Source organism: Roseburia sp. AF15-21 (assembly GCF_003479505.1).
Lineage (GTDB): Bacteria > Bacillota > Clostridia > Lachnospirales > Lachnospiraceae > Roseburia_C > Roseburia_C amylophila.
On the sequence record NZ_QUHG01000003.1, the window covers coordinates 152,677 to 177,646 of the forward strand.

At 42.4% G+C, this 24,970-nt stretch carries 19 protein-coding genes; 16 read left to right on the forward strand and 3 right to left on the reverse strand.

Going from position 1 to position 24,970, the window contains the following annotated elements; genetic code table 11:
- The first annotated feature begins 609 nt into the window (after positions 1-609).
- The 9 genes from secA (at position 610) to recD2 (ending at position 15,476) form a co-directional block, all read left to right on the forward strand.
- Complete coding sequence (gene secA, locus DWW33_RS05990; RefSeq protein ID WP_117946347.1) at positions 610-3,180, forward strand: preprotein translocase subunit SecA; 2,571 nt, start codon at positions 610-612, stop codon at positions 3,178-3,180.
- 81 nt (positions 3,181-3,261) lie between these two features.
- Positions 3,262-4,461, forward strand: a complete 1,200-nt coding sequence (locus DWW33_RS05995) for an FprA family A-type flavoprotein (protein WP_118639066.1) — start codon at positions 3,262-3,264, stop codon at positions 4,459-4,461.
- 168 nt (positions 4,462-4,629) lie between these two features.
- Entirely contained in the window at positions 4,630-6,612 is a 1,983-nt protein-coding gene (uvrB, locus tag DWW33_RS06000) for an excinuclease ABC subunit UvrB (protein WP_118639067.1), read from the forward strand.
- Positions 6,613-6,634: 22 nt separating this feature from the next.
- Complete coding sequence (gene uvrA / locus DWW33_RS06005; protein ID WP_118639068.1) at positions 6,635-9,469, forward strand: excinuclease ABC subunit UvrA; 2,835 nt, start codon at positions 6,635-6,637, stop codon at positions 9,467-9,469.
- A gap of 482 nt (positions 9,470-9,951) precedes the next feature.
- Entirely contained in the window at positions 9,952-10,947 is a 996-nt protein-coding gene (locus DWW33_RS06010; protein WP_022244522.1) for a rod shape-determining protein, read from the forward strand.
- 19 nt (positions 10,948-10,966) lie between these two features.
- Positions 10,967-11,767 (forward strand): flagellar hook-basal body protein, encoded by an 801-nt coding sequence (locus DWW33_RS06015; protein ID WP_117698444.1) that lies wholly within the window; start codon positions 10,967-10,969, stop codon positions 11,765-11,767.
- 111 nt (positions 11,768-11,878) lie between these two features.
- A complete protein-coding gene (locus DWW33_RS06020) occupies positions 11,879-12,694 on the forward strand; it encodes a flagellar hook-basal body protein (RefSeq protein WP_117698443.1) in 816 nt (271 codons plus the stop codon).
- A 20-nt stretch (positions 12,695-12,714) separates the two neighbouring features.
- Positions 12,715-13,074, forward strand: a complete 360-nt coding sequence (locus DWW33_RS06025; RefSeq protein WP_118639069.1) for a rod-binding protein — start codon at positions 12,715-12,717, stop codon at positions 13,072-13,074.
- Between the two features lie 197 nt (positions 13,075-13,271).
- Entirely contained in the window at positions 13,272-15,476 is a 2,205-nt protein-coding gene (gene recD2, locus DWW33_RS06030; RefSeq protein WP_118639070.1) for an SF1B family DNA helicase RecD2, read from the forward strand.
- Between the two features lie 180 nt (positions 15,477-15,656).
- Here recD2 and DWW33_RS06035 read toward each other — a convergent pair whose 3' ends face one another.
- Genes DWW33_RS06035 through DWW33_RS06045 form a run of 3 tightly spaced genes read right to left on the reverse strand, consistent with a single transcriptional unit; the run spans position 15,657 to position 18,461 of the window.
- Entirely contained in the window at positions 15,657-16,454 is a 798-nt protein-coding gene (locus DWW33_RS06035; RefSeq protein ID WP_022244517.1) for an ABC transporter ATP-binding protein, read from the reverse strand.
- Positions 16,447-17,376 carry an ABC transporter permease gene (locus DWW33_RS06040; RefSeq protein WP_117698468.1) on the reverse strand — a complete coding sequence of 310 codons (930 nt, stop codon included), beginning with the start codon at positions 17,374-17,376 and terminating at the stop codon, positions 16,447-16,449. Before DWW33_RS06040 ends, DWW33_RS06035 begins: the two co-directional genes overlap by 8 nt.
- Positions 17,377-17,426: 50 nt before the next feature.
- The gene (locus DWW33_RS06045) at positions 17,427-18,461 is read right to left on the reverse strand and encodes an ABC transporter substrate-binding protein (RefSeq protein ID WP_330419807.1); all 1,035 of its coding nucleotides are present in this window, start codon (positions 18,459-18,461) and stop codon (positions 17,427-17,429) included.
- Between the two features lie 225 nt (positions 18,462-18,686).
- Here DWW33_RS06045 and DWW33_RS06050 point away from each other — a divergent pair, with 225 nt between their 5' ends.
- The 7 genes from DWW33_RS06050 (at position 18,687) to glmM (ending at position 24,956) form a co-directional block, all read left to right on the forward strand.
- A complete protein-coding gene (locus tag DWW33_RS06050) occupies positions 18,687-19,385 on the forward strand; it encodes a ComF family protein (protein WP_243088555.1) in 699 nt (232 codons plus the stop codon).
- Between the two features lie 11 nt (positions 19,386-19,396).
- Positions 19,397-19,798, forward strand: a complete 402-nt coding sequence (locus tag DWW33_RS06055; protein WP_022244513.1) for a hypothetical protein — start codon at positions 19,397-19,399, stop codon at positions 19,796-19,798.
- A gap of 98 nt (positions 19,799-19,896) precedes the next feature.
- Positions 19,897-20,319: a hypothetical protein gene (locus tag DWW33_RS06060; RefSeq protein WP_118639071.1), complete on the forward strand. Its 423-nt coding sequence runs from the start codon at positions 19,897-19,899 to the stop codon at positions 20,317-20,319.
- Between the two features lies 1 nt (position 20,320).
- Complete coding sequence (locus DWW33_RS06065; protein WP_022244511.1) at positions 20,321-21,322, forward strand: hypothetical protein; 1,002 nt, start codon at positions 20,321-20,323, stop codon at positions 21,320-21,322.
- 21 nt (positions 21,323-21,343) lie between these two features.
- Positions 21,344-22,255, forward strand: a complete 912-nt coding sequence (cdaA, locus tag DWW33_RS06070) for a diadenylate cyclase CdaA (protein ID WP_330419808.1) — start codon at positions 21,344-21,346, stop codon at positions 22,253-22,255.
- On the forward strand, positions 22,221-23,603 hold the full coding sequence (locus DWW33_RS06075; protein WP_118639072.1) for a CdaR family protein: 1,383 nt from the start codon (positions 22,221-22,223) through the stop codon (positions 23,601-23,603). Before cdaA ends, DWW33_RS06075 begins: the two co-directional genes overlap by 35 nt.
- A gap of 3 nt (positions 23,604-23,606) precedes the next feature.
- Positions 23,607-24,956, forward strand: a complete 1,350-nt coding sequence (glmM, locus tag DWW33_RS06080) for a phosphoglucosamine mutase (protein ID WP_118639073.1) — start codon at positions 23,607-23,609, stop codon at positions 24,954-24,956.
- The last annotated feature ends 14 nt before the right edge of the window (positions 24,957-24,970 follow it).

Sequence of the window (24,970 nt, forward strand, 5' to 3'; positions counted from 1 at the left end):
CGGATATGAAATATTGTAACACTAAGCACTTTATTTTTCTTTCTGTTATATCGACTGTCTTTCCAATGTTTGACAAGAAATTCCGGAACTGTCCGCCGGAGTGCGGATACCTTGGCAAAGCTGCTAGGGGCACTTGGAATTTCACTGGCAACCGGCAACACTGGCACAGGGATGTGCCAGTGAGGTGTATCTGAACATGGATGTGAATATACACCGGTTGCCGGACATAATCATGATTTCATCGAAATTCCTAGTGCCCCTTGCGGGTTTGGCGTTGTATCCGCAACCGGCGGACAGTTCTGGAATCCTATGTCAAAGCAACCGGAAAGACAGTCTTCAATCAAGAAAAATAAAGTGCTAAGAGTTACGAGATATTTCATATCCATTAAAAAGAAGTGAAGTCTTTCACCTATAAAAATATCTTATTCTGTTTTTCCATTTTGCAATCGCCTGTTCAATCTTTGCCTATTATAGCATCTGTTTGTAAAAAGTCCACTGATTTAACAAAAAGTTTATAAAACGTTCATGGGATTAGATATTGTGAAGAAAGGCAGATAGTGGTACAATATTTCATAGTTGCGTAAGCAAAATTATGGATAGGAGCATTATATGAAAGCAATAGAAAAAATCTTTGGAACACATAGCGAAAGAGAATTAAAAAGAATTTATCCGCTTATAGATAAGATAGAGTCTTATCGGCCTGCCATGCAGGAACTGACTGATGAGCAGTTAAAGGATAAGACAAAAGAATTCAAAAAGAGACTTGCTGATGGTGAGACATTGGACGATCTGCTTCCGGAAGCATATGCAACCGTTCGTGAGGCAGCAAAGAGAGTGCTTGGAATGGAACATTACCGTGTTCAGCTGATTGGTGGTATTATCCTGCATCAGGGACGTATCGCTGAGATGAAGACTGGTGAAGGAAAAACACTGGTATCTACCCTGCCAGCATACTTAAATGCATTGGAAGGAAAGGGCGTACATGTTGTAACTGTCAACGAATATCTGGCAAAACGTGATGCTGAGTGGATGGGACAGGTTCATGAATTCTTAGGACTGACTGTTGGCGTTGTGTTTAACGGCATGGACACTAAGGAACGTCAGGATGCATATAACTGCGACATTACCTATATTACCAATAATGAATTGGGATTCGATTACCTGCGTGATAACATGGTAATTTACAAGGAACAGTTAGTACAGCGTGGACTTCATTTTGCGATTATCGATGAGGTCGACTCTGTGTTGATTGACGAGGCAAGAACACCGCTTATCATTTCCGGACAGAGTGGCAAATCCACCAGCATTTATGAGGCATGCGATATTCTGGCAAGACAGATGAAACGTGGTGAAGATCAGAAGGAATACACCAAGATGGATGCTATCATGGGAGTGGAAATCGAAGAAGATGGAGACTTCGTGGTAAATGAGAAGGATAAAGTAGTCAATCTGACATTAGAAGGTGTAAAGAAGGTAGAACAGTTTTTCCACATTGATAACCTTGCAGATCCGGATAATCTTGAGATTCAGCATAATATCATTTTAGCACTGCGTGCACACAATCTGATGTTCCGTGATCAGGATTATGTGGTAAAAGATGATCAGGTATTAATCGTAGATGAATTTACCGGACGTATTATGCCGGGCCGGCGTTATTCTGATGGATTACATCAGGCAATTGAAGCAAAAGAGCATGTAAAAGTAAAACGTGAGAGCAAGACCCTTGCCAATATTACATTCCAGAACTTCTTCAATAAGTATGATAAGAAAGCAGGTATGACCGGTACCGCTTTGACAGAGGAAAAAGAGTTCCGTGACATCTATGGAATGGACGTTATCGAGATTCCTACCAACAGACCGGTTATCCGTGTGGATAAAGAGGATGCTGTTTATAAGACCAAGAAAGAAAAATTCCATGCTGTTGTGGATGAAGTAGAAGAAGCATACAAGAAAGGACAGCCGGTTCTGGTTGGTACCATCAATATCGATACTTCTGAGCTGGTAAGCTCCATGTTGAATAAGCGTGGTATACCACACAAAGTTTTGAATGCAAAATTCCATGAGTTAGAGGCTGAAATTGTAGCACAGGCCGGTGTACATGGTGCGGTTACCATCGCAACCAACATGGCTGGTCGTGGTACTGATATTAAGCTGGATGATGAAGCAAAGGAAGCCGGCGGTCTGAAAATCATCGGTACTGAGCGTCATGAATCCAGACGTATTGATAACCAGCTGCGAGGACGTTCCGGCCGTCAGGGAGACCCGGGAGAATCCCAGTTCTTCATTTCGCTGGAAGATGATTTGATGCGTCTGTTTGGTTCTGAGAAACTGCTTAGCATGTTTAATACTTTGGGTGTGCCGGAAGGCGAGCAGATTCAGCATAAGATGCTGACCAGTGCAATTGAAAAGGCACAGAAGAAGATTGAGGGAAATAACTTTGGAATCCGTAAGAATCTGTTGGAATATGATCAGGTTATGAATGACCAGAGAGAGATTATTTATGCAGAACGTCTCCGCGTATTGAATGGCGAGAGCATGCGTGATGTTATCTATAAGATGATTACCGACAGAGTGGAAAATACAGTAGATACCTGTATTTCGCCGGATTTACCACCGGAAGAATGGGACATTAATGAACTGAACCAGTTATTGATTCCAATTATTCCACTTCAGCAGGTGACACCGGAGCAGGCAAAAGAATACAAGGATCAGAAGAAGTTAAAACATGCTTTAAAAGAACAGGCTGTAAAACTCTACGAGGAGAAGGAAGCAGAGTTCCCGGAGCCGGAAGCTGTCCGTGAATTAGAGCGCGTTATTTTACTGAAAGTTATTGACCGTAAGTGGATGGATCATATTGATGATATGGATCAGCTGCGTCAGGGAATCGGTTTACAGGCTTATGGGCAGAGAGACCCGCTGGTAGAGTATAAGATGAGCGGTTATGATATGTTCGAAGAGATGATTAACAGTATTCAGGAAGATACCGTCCGTCTGTTATTCCATGTCAGAGTAGAGCAGAAGGTAGAAAGAGAGCAGGTTGCAAAAGTAACCGGAACCAATAAGGATGAGACTGCACAGGGCGTACCGAAGAAACGTGCGGCAGCAAAGGTTTATCCGAATGATCCGTGCCCATGCGGAAGTGGCAAGAAATACAAACAGTGCTGCGGAAGAAAAGCTTAAGAATAAAAATACAAAAATTAAATCGACTTATAATAATTAAATTACATTATAACAGTAAATATGACAAAAGGAGGAAAATAGATGCATTGCACAAGAAAAGTAACAGAAGATATAATCTGGATTGGTGGAAGTGACAGGAGACTTGCTTTATTTGAAAACGTATTCCCGATTCCAAGAGGCGTATCCTATAATTCCTATCTTTTAAAAGATGAAAAAACAGTATTATTAGATACCGTAGACCGTTCCATTGCAGGACAGTTTTTAGAAAATCTGGCATTTGCACTGGATGGAAGAAAACTGGATTACATGATTGTAAATCATATGGAACCGGATCACTGTGCTTTAATCGAAGAAATCGTAAGACAATATCCGGAAGTAAAGGTTGTGGGAAATGCCAAGACCTTTGGCATGATACAGCAGTTCTATACCTTTGATATTGCAGAACATTCCGTTACTGTGAAAGAAGGCGAGACATTAAATACCGGAAAACATACCCTTCACTTTGTGATGGCACCGATGGTACACTGGCCGGAAGTAATGGTAACATATGATGAAACGGACAAAGTATTATTTTCAGCAGATGCATTCGGAACCTTCGGTGCATTGAACGGAAATATTTTTAATGATGAAATTGATTTCGACCGCGACTGGCTGGATGACGCAAGACGTTATTATACCAATATTGTTGGAAAATACGGTGGACCGGTTCAGACAACCTTGAAGAAGGCAGCAGGACTTGATATTTCCATTATCTGTCCACTGCATGGCCCAATCTGGCGTTCCAATCTTGGTTACATTCTGGATAAATACAATACCTGGAGCAGCTATGAGCCGGAAGAGAAAGCAGTTATGATTGCTTATGCGTCCATGTATGGAAATACAGAAAATCTTGCAAATGTACTCGCAGCAAAGCTGGCAGAAGCAGATATCCATAATATTGTAGTATATGATGTATCCAATACACATGTTTCCACTTTGATTTCAGAAGCATTCCGTTGCAGCCATATTGTACTGGCAGCTCCGACTTATAATGGAAACGTTTATCCGGTTATGGAGAACTTCTTGAATGACATGAAAGCACTTGCCGTACAGAAACGTACCGTTGCAATTCTGGATAATGGTACCTGGGCAGCAACAGCTGGAAAACAGATGGCAGATAAGATTGCGGAAATGAAAGACATGAAGATTATTGAACCAAAGGTAAGTATTAAATCTTCATTAAAGAACGAACAACTGGAACAGCTGGATGAGCTGGTGGCAGAGATTAAAAAAGATTTCTAAAGCACTGGCAGTTATCAGAAGAGAAAATAAAATAAAAACGAACAGAGTAAAAATGAGTACAGAACAAACATTCGATTTTGTCCTGTACTTTTTTGCTATGGGGTGCTATAATGAGCGGAGAAACGTGGTAATACTAAAGGAAGAGTAAATGAACAGAGGAGAAATTGAGTGGATCATTTTAAATTAGTTTCCAAATATCAACCCACTGGAGACCAGCCGCAGGCAATTGAGAAGCTGGTGAAGGGATTTAAAGAGGGCAATCAGTTTGAAACACTACTGGGTGTAACCGGTTCCGGTAAGACATTTACCATGGCAAATGTCATTGCCCAGATGAATAAACCGACATTGATTATTTCGCATAATAAGACGCTGGCGGCGCAGCTCTATGGAGAATTCAAGGAATTTTTCCCCGAAAATGCAGTAGAGTACTTTGTCTCCTATTACGATTACTACCAGCCGGAGGCATATGTGCCATCCACGGATACTTATATCGCAAAGGATTCTTCTGTGAATGATGAGATTGATAAACTGCGTCTGTCTGCTACAGCAGCATTGACGGAACGGCGGGATGTTATTGTCGTTTCCAGTGTATCCTGTATCTATGGACTGGGTGAACCGGAGAACTTCCAGAAGATGATGGTATCTCTGCGGCCGGGCATGGAACGGGATCGTGATGATGTTATCCGGCAGTTGATTGATATACAATATACAAGAAATGATATGGATTTCCAGCGAGGCACCTTCCGGGTACGGGGAGACGTTTTGGAAATCTTTCCGGCAGACCGTGGAGAGACTGCTATCCGGGTAGAATTCTTTGGCGATGAAATAGACCGGATTACAGAAATCGATGTATTGACCGGCGAGATTAAGAATAGTCTTAATCATATCAGTATTTTTCCGGCATCCCATTATGTAGTGCCAAGAGAGAAAATCCTGCGTGCATGCGATACCATTGAAGCAGAGCTGGAAGAGCGTGTGAAATACTTTAAGGGGGAAGATAAGCTCTTAGAGGCACAGCGGATTGCCGAGCGGACGAATTTTGATATTGAAATGTTAAAAGAGACAGGCTTTTGTAGTGGAATTGAAAACTATTCCAGACACTTATCCGGACAGCCGGCAGGTTCAAGACCGTTAACACTGATTGATTATTTCCCGGATGACTTCCTGATTATGGTAGATGAGTCCCATATTACAATTCCGCAGATTCGTGGAATGTATGCGGGAGACCAGTCCAGAAAGACAACGCTTGTGGATTATGGCTTCCGTCTGCCTTCGGCAAAAGACAACCGTCCAATGAATTTTGAAGAGTTTGAAAGCCAGATAGACCAGATGCTGTTTGTATCTGCAACGCCAAATGATTATGAAGAAGAACATGAACTTTTGCGGGTAGAGCAGATCATCAGACCGACAGGACTTTTAGACCCTGACGTGGAAGTGCGTCCGGTAGAAGGCCAGATTGACGATTTGATTGGAGAGGTCAATAAAGAGACTGCGGCAGGACATAAGGTGCTGGTAACGACACTGACCAAGAAAATGGCAGAGGATTTGACAGAATATATGCGTGAAGTGGGTATTCGTGTGAAATACCTGCATTCGGATATTGATACTTTGGAAAGGGCAGAGATTATCCGGGATTTACGGCTGGATGTATTTGATGTGCTGGTGGGAATTAACCTTTTGCGGGAAGGACTTGATATACCGGAAATTACATTAGTGGCAATTATTGATGCGGACAAGGAAGGTTTCTTGCGTTCCGAGACTTCACTGATTCAGACTATCGGACGAGCGGCAAGAAACAGTGAAGGTCATGTTATCATGTATGCAGATAAGATTACAGACTCCATGCGGGTTGCGATTGATGAGACAAAGCGCCGCCGTGAGATTCAGCAGAAATACAATGAAGAGCATGGTATTACGCCGACTACCATTCAGAAATCTGTCCGTGAGTTAATCAGTATTTCCAAGAAGGTAGCCAAGAATGAAATGGAATTCAAGAAAGATCCGGAATCCATGGATAAGAAGGAATTGGAGAAGCTGATTGCAGATATTCAGAAGAAGATGAACCATGCTGCTGCAGAGTTGAACTTTGAGGCTGCGGCAGAATATCGTGATAAGTTAATTGAGTTAAAGAAGATGCTTCACGATTTGTAAGGTAGAGAAAGAGGAAGAAAAAGTGGCAAAGAAAGAGAGAAAATATATCAGGATTCGTGGCGCAAGCGAACATAATTTGAAGCATATTGATGTGGATATACCAAGAGATGAATTTGTGGTACTGACGGGACTCAGCGGCTCCGGTAAATCCTCACTGGCATTTGATACGATTTATGCAGAGGGACAGCGGCGTTATATGGAGAGCCTGTCATCTTATGCAAGGCAGTTCTTGGGACAGATGGAGAAACCGAATGTAGAGAAAATAGAAGGTTTGTCTCCGGCAATTTCCATTGACCAGAAATCCACAAACCGTAACCCGAGATCTACTGTAGGAACGGTAACGGAGATTTATGATTATTTCCGTCTGCTCTATGCGCGGATTGGAATTCCGCACTGTCCGAACTGCGGCAAGGAGATTAAGAAACAGACCGTAGACCAGATGGTAGACCAGATTATGAAACTGCCGGAGCGTACCAGGATACAGCTTTTAGCACCGGTAGTCCGTGGAAGAAAGGGTGAACACCAGAAGCTCTTTGAACAGGCAAAGCGAAGCGGCTATGTGAGAGTACAGGTGGACGGAAATACCTATGAACTGACGGAAGAGATAAAGCTGGATAAGAACAAGAAACATAATATCGAAATCGTAGTGGATCGTCTGGTGGTAAAGGAAGGTATTGAAAAGCGTCTGACGGATTCTATTGAAAATGTGTTAGAACTTTCAAACGGACTTCTGATGGTGGATATCATTGATGGAGAGACCATGCAGTTTTCCCAGAGCTTTTCCTGTCCGGATTGTGGAATCAGTATTGATGAAATCGAACCGAGAAGCTTTTCCTTTAACAATCCGTTTGGAGCCTGCCCGGAATGTTTTGGACTGGGTTACAAGATGGAATTTGATGAAGACCTGATGATACCGGATAAGAGATTAAGCCTTGCAGAGGGCGCAATTCAGGTGATGGGCTGGCAGTCCTCTACCGATAAGAAGAGCTTTACTTATGCAATCCTTAAGGCACTTTCTGAGGAATATGGCTTCAGTCTTGATACACCATATAAGGAATTGCCGGCAGAAGTCCGGAATATGCTGATTCATGGAACCAATGGAAGGTCTGTAAAGGTATATTATAAAGGTCAGCGTGGAGAAGGTGTATATGACATTGCCTTTGAAGGACTGATTAAAAATGTGGAACGCCGCTATCGTGAGACCGGCTCTGATACCATGAAACAGCAGTATGAGGAGTTTATGCGGATTACACCATGTAAATGCTGTGGCGGACAGAGGTTGAAGAAGGAGTCACTGGCAGTAACGGTTTCCGGTAAAAATATATATGAGATAACAGCAATGTCCATCCGTAATCTGGATGCCTATTTAAAAGAAATGGAACTGACGGAACAACAGCATCTGATTGGTGACCAGGTCTTAAAGGAAATCCGGGCGCGTGTAGGCTTTTTGATGGATGTGGGACTGGATTATCTGTCACTGTCCCGTGCAACCGGAAGCTTATCTGGTGGAGAAGCACAGCGAATCAGACTTGCAACCCAGATTGGTTCCGGACTTGTAGGCGTGGCTTATATTCTGGACGAGCCGAGTATTGGTCTGCATCAGCGGGATAATGATAAACTTTTGAATTCTTTAAAGGGGTTAAAAGACCTTGGAAATACACTGATTGTAGTAGAACATGATGAAGATACTATGCGTGCAGCAGATTATATTGTGGATATCGGACCGGGAGCCGGTGAACATGGCGGAGAAGTCATTGCTACCGGAACAGCAGAGGAGATTATGAAAAATAAGAACTCTATCACCGGTGCTTATTTAAGCGGAAGAATCAAGATTCCGGTACCGAAAGAAAGACGGAAACCAACCGGATTCATTACTGTAAAGGGTGCAAGAGAGAATAACCTGAAGAATATTGATGTGAAGATTCCACTGGGTATTATGACCTGCATTACCGGAGTGTCCGGCTCCGGAAAGAGTTCACTGACCAATGAAATCCTCTATAAACGTCTGGCAAGGGATTTAAACCGGGCAAGGTGTATTCCGGGTGCCCATGATGATATTGAAGGTCTGGAACAGTTAGATAAGGTAATTGATATTGACCAGTCTCCAATCGGAAGAACACCCCGTTCCAATCCGGCTACTTATACCGGTGTGTTTGATATGATAAGAGATTTGTTTGCATCCACTCCGGATGCCAAGGCAAGAGGATACCAGAAGGGAAGATTCAGCTTTAATGTGAAGGGTGGCCGGTGTGAAGCCTGCTCCGGCGATGGTATTCTTAAGATAGAAATGCATTTCCTGCCGGATGTATATGTTCCGTGTGAAGTGTGTCAGGGCAAACGATATAACCGTGAAACACTGGAAGTAAAATATAAGGGCAAGAGTATCTATGATGTGCTGAATATGACAGTGGAAGAGGCACTGGAATTCTTTCAGAATGTGCCTTCTATTGCAAGAAAGATACAGACCCTTTATGATGTGGGCTTATCTTATATCCGTCTGGGCCAGCCATCTACTGAACTGTCTGGTGGAGAAGCACAGAGAATTAAGCTTGCAACAGAATTGAGCAAACGCAGTACAGGAAAGACTATTTATATTCTGGATGAGCCGACAACAGGACTTCATTTTGCAGATGTCCACAAATTAATTGAAATTCTGAGGAGATTGTCTGATGGTGGCAATACAGTAGTTGTAATTGAACATAATCTGGATGTAATCAAGACGGCAGATTATATTATTGATATGGGGCCGGAAGGCGGAGACGGTGGCGGAACTGTGGTTGCCCAGGGAACGCCGGAAGAGATTGCCAAAGTACCGGAATCCTATACCGGACAATATGTAAAGAAATATCTGGAATAGTAATACCGGATAAGCATAAGACAATGAAAAATGGCATCTGCTAGAAACTGCCAGTGGCGGGTTCGGCAGGTGCTATTTTCTATAGGCACATTCTTTGTTCCTGTTATGTGTACAAAAAAACTGCTGAAACATTCAGCAGTTACGATCTTGGGGAGTACCCTCCGGACATCCCGAAGGACATCCGAAGGGCTGAGTTATGAAAAATTATATTAGCTTAATAGCTAGTACATATATGATAGTATAGAAGACCTATGACTATTATGTGAACAAAAAGTTAAGACAATTAGAGAGCAAAAGAAAGTTAAGAAGATGTTGCGATTTCATTAAAAATAAGTAAAAACAGAAAAAAACCTTTGAAAAATGCCATTTATTGTATATAATGTGATTATATATGTAAGAATATGATTGAATGCGTAGTCTGTCTTTTTTTTGAGATAGATTACTCCACATATAATGAAACAGATGAAAGGGGAAACATTGACATGGTTTCAACAGATATTGGAATTGATTTAGGAACAGCCAGCATATTGGTTTATATTAAAGGAAAAGGCGTAGTTTTAAAAGAGCCGTCCGTAGTAGCGTTTGACAGAGATACAAACAAGATTAAAGCGATTGGTGAAGAAGCAAGACTGATGCTTGGTAGAACACCGGGCAACATTGTAGCAGTAAGACCACTCCGTCAGGGTGTTATTTCTGATTATACCGTAACAGAGAAGATGATTAAGTACTTTATTCAGAAGGCACTGGGAAAGAAAACCTTCCGTAAGCCAAGAATCAGTGTCTGTGTACCAAGTGGTGTAACAGAGGTTGAGAAGAAGGCAGTAGAGGATGCAACTTATCAGGCAGGAGCAAGAGAAGTTGCAATTATTGAAGAACCAATTGCAGCAGCAATTGGAGCAGGCATCGATATTGCAAGACCTTGTGGAAATATGATTGTAGATATCGGAGGAGGAACCGCAGATATCGCAGTAATTTCACTGGGTGGTTCGGTAGTAAGTACATCAATTAAAATTGCCGGAGATGATTTTGATGAGGCAATTGTCCGTTATATGAGAAAGAAACATAATCTTCTGATTGGAGAAAGAACTGCAGAAGATATTAAGATTAAGATTGGAACCTGTTTCCCGCTGGCACAGCCGGAAACGATGGATGTCCGTGGACGTAATCTGGTAACAGGACTTCCTAAGACAGTAACTGTTTCTTCTGAAGAGACTGAGGAAGCATTAAGAGAACCGACTTTACAGATTGTAGAAGCAGTACACAGTGTTCTGGAAAAAACACCACCAGAGCTGGCAGCAGATGTTGCAGACAGAGGAATTGTGCTGACAGGTGGCGGTTCATTACTTAGAGGACTGGAAGAGCTGATTGAAGATAAGACAGGAATTAATACAATGACAGCAGAAGAACCAATGACCTGTGTAGCAATTGGTACAGGTAAATTCGTAGAATTCTTAGCTGGTAAGAGAGACGACGATTAAGATTTCGGGAGGACTGTAGATGGTAAAAGGATTATATACCGCATGGACCGGAATGTTAGACGAACAGAACCGTCTGGATATTCTGACAAATAATCTGGCAAATGCCGACACAACCGGATATAAGAAGGAAGGTACCACAAATCATACATTTGCTGATACACTGGCAATTAAGATTAAGGATACTTCTGATTATGGGCAGCCGCGGGTACTGGGAAATATCAGTATGGGTGTGCATATTGGCGAAGTATATACCGATTTCAGCCAGGGAAGCTTTAAAGTGACAGACAGAAGTACCGATATGGCATTGGATGGAAATGGTTTTTTTACGGTATCATTTACCAATAAGAATGGTGAAACATCTATGAAGCTTACCCGGGATGGAGCATTTACACTGACCAGAGAAGGCTATCTGGTGACCAAAGACGGTGATTATGTGCTGAACCAGAATGGAGCTTCCACTGGCAATCCTGGTGCAGAGAATTATATCCGGATTAATCCGAATCTGGATTTTGAAGTGCTTTCCGATGGAAGTATTATGCAGAATAATCAGGTGGTTGCAAGACTTGGTGTGGTAGATGTAGATAATTATGACTATATCAGCAAATATGGTGAGAATCTCTATGATGTAGTAAATGGCGGACAGCTTGTGGCATCGAATGCGAGAGTAGAGCAGGGTGCATTGGAAGCTTCCAACATTAATGTAGTATCCGAAATGGTAGATATGATTACAATCACCAGAGCTTACGAGGCTGGACAGAAGATTATCCAGACGATGGATTCAACACTGGACAAAGCCGTAAATAATGTAGGTAAAGTATAAAAAGAACTAAAGAAAAGAGCAAAAGAAGCCGATATAAATAAGTAGGAAACAGGTACGTTTCATAAAAGGCTGGCCACGGATGGCGCAAGAGAGATAAGGAGCGCAGGGCTTATGATGAGAGCATTGTGGACTGCTGCATCAGGAATGATTGCACAGCAGACAAATATTGATTCGATTTCTAATAACTTATCGAATGTAAATACAACAGGTTACAAATCCGAACAGGCAGAATTTAAATCGCTGCTGTATCAGACACTGCAGTCTAAGACAACTTCTGCAAATGGTGATGAAAAGCCGGTTCCGGTTCAGGTAGGACTGGGAACCAGAGTAGCCTCTATTACATCTGATTTTACCAATGGAGCATTAATTGCCAATTCCAGCAATACAGCATTTGCGTTGGAAGGAAAAGGATTTTTCTCGGTACGTGGAGAAGATGGACAGACATACTATACCAGAAATGGTAAATTTGGCTGGGCAATCGGAACTAATGGAACGACACTTTGCAATGAAGCCGGACTTCCGGTATTAGATAGTAATGGAAATGAAATTGTTCTGCCGGATGGCGTGACTGCATCATCTATCGAAGTATCAAATGATGGAAAGTTCTATTATAAAGATGCGGCAGGCAATACCATAGATATGAACAGACAGATTGGCGTATATCAGTTTACCAATCCGGCTGGACTGGAAAAGGATTCCGGAAGCCTTTTGGTTGCAACAGCAGCATCCGGTAATCCGATGAATGAGCTGACTACTCCGGGACTGACCAGAAGCAAGGTATGCCAGAATTATCTGGAAGCATCCAATGTCCAGGTGGCAGACGAGATGGTTAATATGATTATTGCACAGCGTGCATATGAATTAAACTCTAAGGCGATTCAGGCAGCAGATGAGATGCTTGGACAGGCAAATTCATTAAGAAGATAGTTTTAAAGGCAGGGTAAAATATGAGTATATCGATGGATAATATTTCGACATTACTGAATACAACTGCATCACAGGCAAGTAACAGTTCCAATGGACTGGAGAAGACATTGAATTCAGATTTATCAGGTGCAACGGATGATGAACTGATGGATGTCTGCAAGGAATTTGAAGCTTATTTTTTGGAACAGGTTTATAAGGAAATGAAGAAAACCATTCCGGAGAACGAAGACCAGGATGCCAGTATGAGTCAGATGACGGATTATTTTGAAGACGAGATGATTCAGAAGCTGGCAAGCCAGTCAGTAGAACAGAGTGGCGGAAGTAACAGTCTGGCACAGCAGCTGTATGAGCAGATGAAGCGTAATTATAATATGGAATAGAATTTAAAAAAGACGATAAAAGGGGCTGTCATATGATGACAGCCTTCTCTTACTTTACAGGAAATTGCTTTCCTGTAAAGTAAAAAATGCTCCGCAAGGATGCGCACTGCGGCGTATAAGGCGGATGTCGCAAGCGACCGCCGCAGGCGCAAAACTGTGCCAAGGCACATTCTTTATTCTGTTGGAAAGGAAAGACGATGGAGACGATAACCGGTTATGTAGATCATATCATATATCGAAATGCTGACAATGGCTATACGGTACTGGTGCTGGTTTGCGAAGAAGAAGAGATAACCTGCGTGGGAATCTTTTCGGGGATCAGTGAGGGAGAGAATATCGAAGTGACCGGTGAATATACGGCACATCCGACCTATGGAAAGCAGTTTAAAGCTGAAAGTTATGTGGAGAAAGAACCAACCGATGAACTGTCCATTGAGCGTTATCTTGGCTCCGGAGCAATTAAAGGGATTGGTGCGGCACTTGCAGCAAGAATTGTAAGAAGATTTAAAGGCGATACCTTCCGGATTATCGAAGAAGAACCGGAGCGGTTAGCGGAAGTAAAAGGAATCAGTGAACGGAAAGCAATGGAAATATCAGACCAGGTCTCTGAAAAACGAGATCTGCGTCAGGCAATGATATTTTTGCAGCAGTATGGCATTACACTGAATCTTGCGGTGAAAATCTATAAAGAATACGGACAGGAAGTATACGGCATCATTCAGGAGAATCCATATCGTCTGGCGGATGATATCAGTGGTGTGGGATTCCGGATTGCAGATGAAATTGCTAAGAAAGTCGGTATTCATACAGATTCTGATTTTCGAATCCGAAGCGGTATATTGTATACACTTTTACAGGCATCCGGGGAGGGTCATACCTTTCTGCCGGAGGAAGAACTGACAAAGCGGGCAGGAGAACTTCTTGGTGTAACAGAAGAAGCAATCGAAAAGCAGTATATGGATTTGTCGATAGAGCGGAAAATCATTATGAAACAGGAGGGTGAACAGGTTCAGATTTATGGCGCACCACTCTATTATACGGAAGTAAATACAGCCATGATGCTTAAGAATCTGGATATTGCCTATGATGTGTCAGATGCAGAGATTGCCCAGCGAATCCATAAGATTGAGAAGCAGACCGGCATGGAACTGGATGAACACCAGAAAGAGGCTGTTTCGGAGGCAGTAAGAAACGGACTTTTGGTAATCACCGGTGGACCCGGAACTGGTAAGACGACGACAATTAACAGTATTATCAAATATTTTGAACTGGAAGGTCTGGACATTTTTCTGGCAGCACCTACCGGAAGAGCTGCAAAGCGAATGAGCGAAATGACCGGATATGAAGCCAAAACCATACACCGGATGCTGGAATTAAACGGTGGAATGGAAGGAGCGGTAGGATTCGAACGAAATGAAAGTAATCCGCTGGAAACGGATGTTGTAATTATCGATGAGATGTCCATGGTGGACATCAGCCTGATGCAGTCCCTGTTGAAGGCAATGGTAGCCGGAACAAGACTGATTCTGGTAGGAGACGTAAACCAGCTTCCAAGCGTAGGACCGGGAAGCGTATTAAAGGATATTATCGACAGCGGACAGTTCCATGTGGTACAGCTTACCAAGATTTTCCGACAGGCATCCCAGAGTGATATCATTGTCAATGCCCATAAAATCAACCGGGGAGAAGAAGTAGTGTTAGATAACAAGAGCATGGATTTCTTTTTCCTGAAACGATATGATGCAGATGTGATTATCAATGTGGTACTGCAGCTGATTATGCAGAAACTGCCTAAATTTGTAAATGCACAGCCTTATGATATACAGGTGCTGACTCCGATGAAAAAAGGAAATCTGGGCGTAGAACGATTGAATGCCATCCTGCAGCGATACTTAAATCCTCCCGCTCCGGATAAGAAAGAAAAAGAGTATGGCGATAAAGTGTTCCGCGAAGGGGACAAGGTCATGCAGATAAAAAATAATTATCAGCTGGAGTGGGAGGTCTTGAGTAAATATGGATTTGCCATTGACCGTGGAACCGGTGTGTTTAATGGGGATACGGGAATTATCCGTGAAATCAATGATTATAAAGAGACAATGACCGTGGTCTATGATGAAGACAAGGTGGTAGAGTACTCCTTTAAAATATTAGAGGAACTGGAACTGGCATATGCCATTACAATACATAAATCCCAGGGTAGTGAATATCCGGCAGTTGTAATTCCGCTTCTTGGGGGACCGAGAATGCTGATGAACAGGAACCTTTTGTATACAGCGGTAACCCGGGCAAGAAAGTGTGTAACACTTGTGGGAAATGAAATGTGCTTTTATGAGATGGAACAGAATATTACAGAACAGACCAGATACAGCGGTCTGCGGGCAAGACTGGAAGAAAATGTGTAGAGGTGGTTGACTGTGCAGGCATGCGGAACCTTCCACCGACCGCTTCTTACGGGTGTCTGGAAAGAAAGAAAAACCAGCCGAAATTCTGTATTTTGCAGAATTCCGGCTGGTTTTTGCGTGTTTGACAACTTGCAAAGCAAGTCATTTGTCAATTTTCGTTTAAAAACCGGCAGATACCAATTACTTGGATAATAAAGCTTTGTCATTGGCAAATTCTTCGCCACTGATTTCTTCAAATTTCTCTAATAAATCTTCTACGGTAAGATTCTTTTTCTCTTCTCCGGAAATATCTAAGATAACCTGACCTTCATTCATCATAATCAGACGGTTGCCATGAACAATTGCATCACGCATGTTGTGTGTTACCATCAGAGTGGTAAGGTTCTGCTCTGCAACTATTTTATCCGAAAGAGTAAGAACCTTTGCAGCAGTCTTTGGATCCAAAGCAGCGGTGTGCTCATCTAAGAGAAGCAGCTTTGGACGGTTTAAAGTAGCCATAAGAAGAGTCAGTGCCTGACGCTGACCACCGGAAAGCAGTCCGACTTTAGAGGTAAGACGGTTCTCAAGTCCTAAATCCAGCTCTTTTAACAATTCTTTGTAATGTGCTCTTTCTGCCTTGGTAATACCGCTTCCAAGACCTCTGCTTTTGCCACGACGGGCAGCGAGGGCAAGATTCTCATCGATTCCCATGGTAGCAGCGGTTCCCATCATAGGATCCTGGAATACGCGACCTAAGAAACTGGCACGTCTGTGCTCAGACATTCTTGTAACATCTACGTCATCAATAGAAATGGAACCTTCATCCACAAGGAATACTCCTGCAATAGCATTTAATAAAGTGGATTTTCCGGCACCATTTCCACCGATGACAGTAACGAAATCACCTTCGTTTAAAGTAAGGGTAGTGCCGTTAAGAGCGGTTTTTTCGTTAATGGTTCCCGGATTAAATGTTTTGTAAATATGATCAACTTTAAGCATTGGTTTTGGCTCCTTTCTTTACTGGTTTTGTAAAGTATTTCTTCTTCCAGTAAGGAACTGCAAGGAAGAAAGCAACCACAAGTGCAGATAACAGCTTTAAGTAGTTGGTATCAAGACCAAGCCAGATAACAATCTGAAGTACAGCGTAGTAAATAACAGCACCGATAGCGACAGATAAAAGCTTCAACGCAAAGTTGTGGAAAATCTTTTCGAACAGTACAGTACCGATAATAACGGCAGCAAGACCGATTACGATAGCACCACGTCCTGCATTGACATCAGCAAATCCCTGATACTGTGAGTAAAGAGCGCTGGCAAGACCAACAAGACCGTTGGAAATCATTAAACCGATTACGGTATTGAAATTTGTGTTGATACCCTGGGCACGGCTCATATTCGGGTTGCATCCGGTAGCACGGATAGAACAGCCTCTTGCAGTTCCGAAGAACCAGTACAGGATAGCTATAATGGCGATGACAAAGATAGCAACGATAAATATGGTGTTTTTATAAAAAGCCACATTTTTTACATATCGTAAAGATACAATTAAATCGTATTTGTCAGCGCTGATTGCCTGGTTGGATTTGCCGCCAAGAATCTTTAAGTTAATGGAGTATAATCCAAGCTGGGTTAAAATACCTGCAAGGATTACCGGAATTCCCATTTTTGTATGGAAGATTCCGGTAATTAATCCTGCCAGCATACCGGATATGGTAGCGGCAAGGATTGCTACCCAGATATTCTGTCCAGAAGCAATCAGAGTAACACAGACAGCACCGCCAAGACTCATGGTTCCATCCACGGTTAAGTCTGCCACATCCTGTATTTTAAAAGTGATGTATACACCGATTGCCATAATACCCCAGATTAATCCCTGGGCTACAGCACCGGGCATAGCGTTTAATAAATCAGCAATTTGCAATTCCACAATAAGTTCCTCCGGTTTCTAAATAAATAATTCAAAAGTAAAAATTACTCAGACATGTCTAAAGCTTCGTAATCGTCTGGGACAGTGATGCCAAGCTTCTCACAGATGTCAGGGTTGTACTGTTTGGTAACTGCTGGGGCAAATTCAACTTCCATAGTGGATGGGTCTGCACCGTTTACTAAGATTTCGTATGCCATTTTACCTGTCTGATATCCAAGATCATAGTAGCTGATGGATAAGGTAGCAACACCACATCCTTTGCAGATACCGGCTTCACCTGCAATAATTGGAACACCGGCTTCACCTGCAATGTTATTGATGACTTCTGTATTAGAAGCGGCAGTGTTGTCGGTAGGAACGTAAAGAACATCGTTTTCATTTACAGCACTCTGGACAACACTTGCAATATCGTTGGAATCAACGAAAGAATATGCAGTACAGGTGTAATTTAATTTCTCTAATTCTTCTTTGATAACATCAATCTGATACTGTGAGTTTGCTTCTGCGGAGCAGTAAAGCAGTCCGACATTTTTAGCGTCCGGGAATAATTCATTTAACATAGCTGCCTGCTCGGACAGAGGAGCTAAGTCAGAAGTTCCTGAAATGTTACGTCCTGTTGTGCCTGACCAGCCGGAAATGTCAAGAGCGGTTGCGTAATCTGTTACGGAAGTTCCAAGAATAGGAATATCTGTAGTTGCAGCAGCTGCAGACTGAAGAGGAGCAGTTGCATTTGCAAGAATCAGGTCTTCATTTTTGGAAACGAAGGAGTTGACGATAGTTGCACATGTGGCAGAATCACCCTGGGCGTTCTGCTCGTCAAAAACAACGTCATCACCTAATTTCTCGGTAAGATAGTCTTTGAATCCTTTTGTTGCAGCATCTAATGCCTCATGCTGTACGAGCTGACAGATGCCAACGGTGTACTTTGCGTTGGATGAACTTTTCTCTGTAGCGTTGGATGAACTTTTCTCTGTAGCGTCAGCGTTTTGGGTATCTCCTGCTTTGGAGCCACAGGCGGTCATGCTGAGTGCAAGAACTGCTGCAACTGAAAGAGAGAGAAATTTCTTCATTTTTTTCATAATAATTTCCTCCTGAAATATGTAATATTTTTTTGATTTAACGCGTTCGTGCGTCTGTGCGTTTATGCATTAAAGCGTTAATTCGAATAGACTAATTATAATAAGTAGAGAAAAATAAGTCAATAAATTAAATCCTATTTTTATCAGGAAAAATTAAGAGAATGTTAATGTTTTTGCAAAAGGGACTGTGCTAATATGTGCAAAGAGAGTTTTGGAAAGGAAATAATGAATATACTTGATATTATATTCCCAAGAAGATGCCCACTGTGTGATGAGGTGATACCGCCGGATGGAAAAATCTGCCCGGAGTGCATCGGAAAGGCAGAACTGGTGAAGGAACCGGTCTGTAAACGGTGCGGAAAACCCATTGGGAATGCCAGGAAGGAATATTGTGGTGACTGTGACCGAAAAAAACATTTTTTTGATTCGGGAAAGGCAGTATTTGTCTATCAGGGGGCAGTGCAACACTCGCTGTATCGTTTTAAATATGCCAATCGGCGTGAATATGCAGCTTTTTATGGAAAAATGGCATGTATACAGTATGCCCGGTGGATTTCAAGACTGGGGATAGATGCAATCATACCGGTTCCGCTGCATCGGAAACGCAGGAGGGAGAGAGGGTATAATCAGGCAGAACTCTTTGCAAAGGAAATAGGAAAACGTACCGGAATTCCGGTAGAAACGAAATTGCTATATCGGTGTATAAATACCAGACCCCAGAAGGAACTTAATGACCAGGAACGCAAGAAAAATCTGAAAAAGGCTTTTACAATCGCACAAAATATAGTACAATTAAGAAAAGTTCTGCTTGTAGATGACATTTACACAACTGGAAGTACCGTGGATGCAGCAGCAGAATGTTTGAAGGTATCAGGAATACAAGAGGTTTATGTACTTTGCATTAGCATTGGCAGGGGGCATTAGGAGGAGAAAGAATGGACGTAAGAAACTGCAAAGGATGCGGAAGATTATTTAATTATTATGGGGGCGTACCGTTATGTAAAGCCTGCAAAGATAAACTGGAAGAGAAGTTCCAGGAGGTAAAAGAATATTTGCGGCAGAACCCGAATACTCCGATACAGGTTGTATCGGAAGATAATAATGTTTCTGTAAAACAGATTAAACAGTGGGTGCGTGAAGAAAGACTTGTCTTTTCAGAAGATTCACCACTTGGTCTGGAATGTGAAGGCTGTGGAACAATTATCAAAACAGGGCGTTTCTGTGAGAAATGCAAACGTAAAATGGAAACGGACTTCCAGAGTGTAATAAAGAAAAAACCGGTGGAGCCTCAGTTGGATAAGAGACCGAAGGAAAGAGATAAGATGAGATATCTGTAACTGTAGATTAAGAACTGCCGCAGTGACTGGTGGCAGTTTTTTCTTTTCAGAAGATAATATCTATGTTATACTAAAGAGAGTTTGTTTAGGAGCAGAGTATGATTAGTAAAGAACGCGTCAGACATATGACAAAGCTGTCAGAATTCGAAAATGAAGAAAGTAAAGCCTGCCAGAAAGCAACACAGTATTTTAGAAGAGATTATGTTGCCATGGAGTTGATAAAAAGCTTTTTTGCCGGAACCATTGCGTTCGGACTTCTTTTTGTGCTGTGGCTTTTTTACGACATGGAGAATCTGGTAAAGAAAATTAATGATATGGATATGATCGGATTTGGCATCCGGATTGTAATGGTGTATCTGGTATTTCTGGCTGCTTATCTGATGATTACTTATATTATCTATAATCGTAGATATACAAAGGGGAGAAAACAGGTAAAGGAGTATTATAACAGACTGAAGAGGGTGAGCAGTCTGTATCGTGAGGAAGAAAATATATCTAATACGGATGACTGGGAGGTTTAGGATGACGGGTTTACTCGAACTGAAGGAGCGGTTAATCCGCTTTTTTGGAAAAAATGAAATATATGTGGTGCCGGTACTTAAGTTTATTCTGGCAACAGTGGTATTTCTGCTGATCAATCAAAATATTGGCTATATGACCAGACTGGCCGGACTTCCGGTAACACTGGTACTGGCACTGTTATGTGCGGTTCTTCCGGTCAATGCTATCCTGTTGTTTGCGTTCATTCTGATTGCTGCACATTTATTTGCACTGTCTATGGATGTATGCGTGGTAGGACTGATTCTTATGCTGGTTATCGCACTGCTGTATTTACGGTTTTCACCAAAAGATGGTTATTATGCAGTGCTGACACCGATAACATTTGCATTACATACCCCATATATCATGCCGATTTCGGCAGGACTGTTACGTACACCGGCATCTGCCGCATCTATTGTGAGCGGAACTGTGATGTTTTATTTTCTGAAGGGAATAAAGGAAAATGAGGCAGTATTAAGTGCAGTGGAAGAGGACAGCAATGCGGCTTCTAAGATGGTGGTAGCAATCAACCAGCTGCTGGGAAATAAGGAAATGTATCTGGTACTGGCAACTTTTATTGTGATTTTACTGGTGGTTTATGTAGTGCGCCGCCTGTCCATAGATTATGCATGGACAGTGGCGTCACTGGCTGGTATTCTGATTGGACTTACTGTGCTGATCAGCGGTTTTGTAATGCTTGGAATCAAGGGACAAATCGTCTGGATTATTGTAGGAGGCGTAATTTCTACGGTGATTGCATTGATACAGCAGTTCCTGTTCTTTAACCTGGATTATAGCAGGACAGAACGGGTACAGTTTGAGGATGATGAATATTACTATTATGTAAAAGCGGTACCGAAGATTTATGTTACAACCAAGGAGAAAAAGGTAAAACGTATCGCAGCCAAGGATGAGGAAAAAGAACGTATTTCCCGCAAAGCATTGGCAGAGGAAATGGATATAGATGAAGATTTGCTGAAATAAGACAGAGAGGAAGTGGAACAGGTGCAGTCATTTTTGACAGTGTTGGAAAATTTTAAAGAAAATTATCTGGCGTGGGTAAGCGTTTTGAACATTACGATATCAAAGACTGATATTGTAGAAATGCTTATTATTGCGTTCCTGTTTTATCACGTCCTGAAATGGATTAAGGATACACGGGCATGGATGCTGTTAAAAGGAATTCTTGTGATTTTAGCGTTTGTACTTGTGGCAGCAATCTTCCAGATGAATACAATTCTCTGGATAGCAGAGAAGACGATTAATGTAGCAATTATTGCAATCGTTGTTATCTTCCAGCCGGAGCTCCGGAAAGCACTGGAAGAATTGGGACGAAAGAAGTTTATTTCATCCCTCTTTTCTTTTGATTTTGGGAAAAACGGAGTGGAACGTTTCAATGACCATACGATTGGAGAACTGGTAAAGGCAAGCTATGAGATGGGTAAGGTGAAGACCGGAGCCCTGATTGTAGTGGAAAATGAAATTATGCTGACAGAATACGAAAGAACCGGTATTGCGCTGGATTCCCTGGTATCAAGCCAGCTTCTGATTAATATATTTGAAAAGAATACTCCGTTACATGACGGAGCTATTATTGTACGTGGGGACAGGGTTGTCTCTGCAACCTGTTATCTGCCACTGTCTGACAGCCTGGAACTGAGCAAGGATCTGGGAACCAGACATCGTGCAGCAGTTGGAATTAGTGAAGTGAGTGATTCTCTTACAATTGTGGTATCAGAGGAAACCGGAAAGGTTTCTATTGCGATGGGTGGACAGCTGTACCGTAATGTGGATGCGGAGTTTCTGCGCAGCAAACTGAAATTTCTCCAGAGCAGCAATATCGAACCAAAGCGCTTCCAATTACTGAAGAGGAGGTTACGCAATGTTAAAAAAGCTGACAAAACTGGTGACGAATAATTTTGGACTGAAGGTTGCAGCATTATTCTTCTCTGTTGTGCTGTGGCTTGTTGTTGTCAACATTGATGATCCGACACAGGCGAAGAACTTTACCACGTCTATTACGATAACCAATTCGGATTATATGACACAGCAGGGCAAATACTTTGAAGCAAAGGACAGTAATCTGCAGGTAACCTTTAAGGTTTCTACTGTGCGTTCTGTTATGAAGAACTTGAGTAATACTGACTTCCGGGCAGTAGCAGATATGGAAAATGTTGAGCAGGTAGACGGTGTATACCGGGTACCGATTGAAATAACTGCAACACGATATGCGTCTGCGGTGAACTTCCAGGGCAAAACACAGTATATGGAAGTAAATGTAGAAGATCTGATGCTGTCACAGTTTTCTATTAAGGGAAAAACAGTAGGAGATGCAGCTGAGAATTATGCGGTGGGAGATGTGCGGGTATCTCCGAACATCTTAAAAGTAACCGGACCGGAATCGGTGGTGAATCAGATTGATCATGTAGAAGCAACCATTGATGTAACAGGTGCATCCGCAGACTTGACGGATAGTGTAGTCCCGGTTGTATATAATGCAAACGGTGAGGCGGTAGATACCTCAAAGCTGAATTTTAATATTGATAAAGTGACAATTTCGGCTACGATACTTAATATCCGTAACCTTTCAGTAGAAATTGAACCGAGTGGAACGGTTGCAGATGGATTTGTATGCACCGGAGTGACGATTAATCCGAATAAGATAGCGATAAAGGGAACACCGGAAGCACTGAACGCAGCCGGAAGTATTGTGATTCCGTCAGACCAGCTGGATATCAGCGATGCAACTGGCAATGTAGTGAAGACAATTAATATTTCTTCTTATCTGCCGGATGATGTAGAGGTGGTCGATGCTGACAATCTGAATGTTGAAGTAACCGCAGTGGTGGAGCAGATTGTGTCAGAATCTTATAGCGTACCGGTTGAAAACATTGCAATTCAGAATCTGAAAGAGGGTTATGAAGCAGTCTTTGCAGAGCGTACAGTTACAATAACCTTAAAGGGACTGCGGAATGATCTGGATAAACTTATGGCAGACAGCATTAAGGGAAATGTAAATGCAGCAGGACTGGCAGAAGGTAATCATACCGTAACAGTTACCCTGGAGCTGGATGACAGCTTATATTCCGTAAATGGAACACAGACTGCAGTGATAACCATAACAAAGAAATCAGAAGACACATCAGATACTACAAATACTGGAAATGACAATGGAACCCATACGGGTTCGAATGGTGGTACAGAAACGGGAACGGGCAGTACCAATGGAAATAATACGAATAATGGAAATTCGGAGGAAGATTAGAAAATGAGCAGAATGTTTGGAACAGATGGTGTAAGAGGTGTTGCAGGAGCGGAGCTTACCATTGAACTGGCAACAAAGCTTGGACAGGCAGGTGCCTATGTGCTGACGAAAGAGCAGGAACATCAGCCGACATTAATTGTAGGATGTGATACAAGAATTTCAGGTGGAATGCTTGCCAATGCACTGATGGCAGGAATCTGTTCTGTAGGAGCCAATGCAATCTATGCAGGGGTAATGCCGACACCGGCGATTGCCTATCTGACAAGAAAACATAAAGTAGATGCAGGCGTTGTGATTTCCGCATCCCATAATCCGATGGAATTTAACGGAATCAAATTCTTTAATGGAGACGGATATAAGCTTTCTGATGCGTTGGAGGATGAAATCGAAGAGCTGATTCGCAATAATATGAAAGATGTTGTACTGCCGATTGGATCCGGTGTGGGAAGAATCGACTATCGTTTTGATTTGCGTGATGAATATGTGAAATTCATGAAGAAATGTGTGCCGGTTGATTTGACCGGTATGAAGATTGTGATAGACTGTGCAGAGGGTGCATCCTACTATACATCGGTTAAGACATTAAAAGACCTGGGTGCAGATCTGGTTGCTATCCATACGAAGCCGGATGGAACCAATATCAATGCTAACTGCGGTTCCACCCATATGGAAGAACTTCAGGCAAGGGTTGTTTATGAAAAAGCAGACGTTGGCCTTGCATTTGATGGCGATGCTGACCGTATGCTTGCGGTAGATGAAAAAGGTAACATGGTGGATGGCGACCAGCTTATGGCAATCTGTGGATGCCATATGAAGAAAAAAGGAACTTTAAAGAAAAATACCATTGTAGTAACCGTTATGACCAATCTTGGCTTCAGTCTGATGGGAGAGCGGGAAGGCATCCATGTAGAGAAAACCAAGGTCGGAGACAGATATGTCCTTGAAAATATGCTGGAGAATGGCTATAATATCGGGGGTGAGCAGTCCGGACATATTATATTTTTAGATGATAATACAACCGGTGACGGACTTCTTTCCGGACTTCATTTATTACAGGTAATGAAGGAAACCGGCAGGAAATTATCTGAGCTGGCAGAGGTGATGGAAGTATTGCCGCAGGCGCTTGTGAATGCCAAAGTGCCGAATCACAAGAAAGAAAAATTCATGGAATATACTGAGATTGCAGAGGCAATCAAGGCATTGGAAGAGAAATTCAATGGGGAAGGAAGGGTACTGATTCGTCCATCCGGAACCGAGCCGCTGGTAAGAGTTATGATTGAGGGAAAGAACCAGAGCGAGATTGAAGAAGAAGCGCAGAAGCTGGCTGAATTAATTACCAACACAATGCTGTAATCAGGAGGGGAATA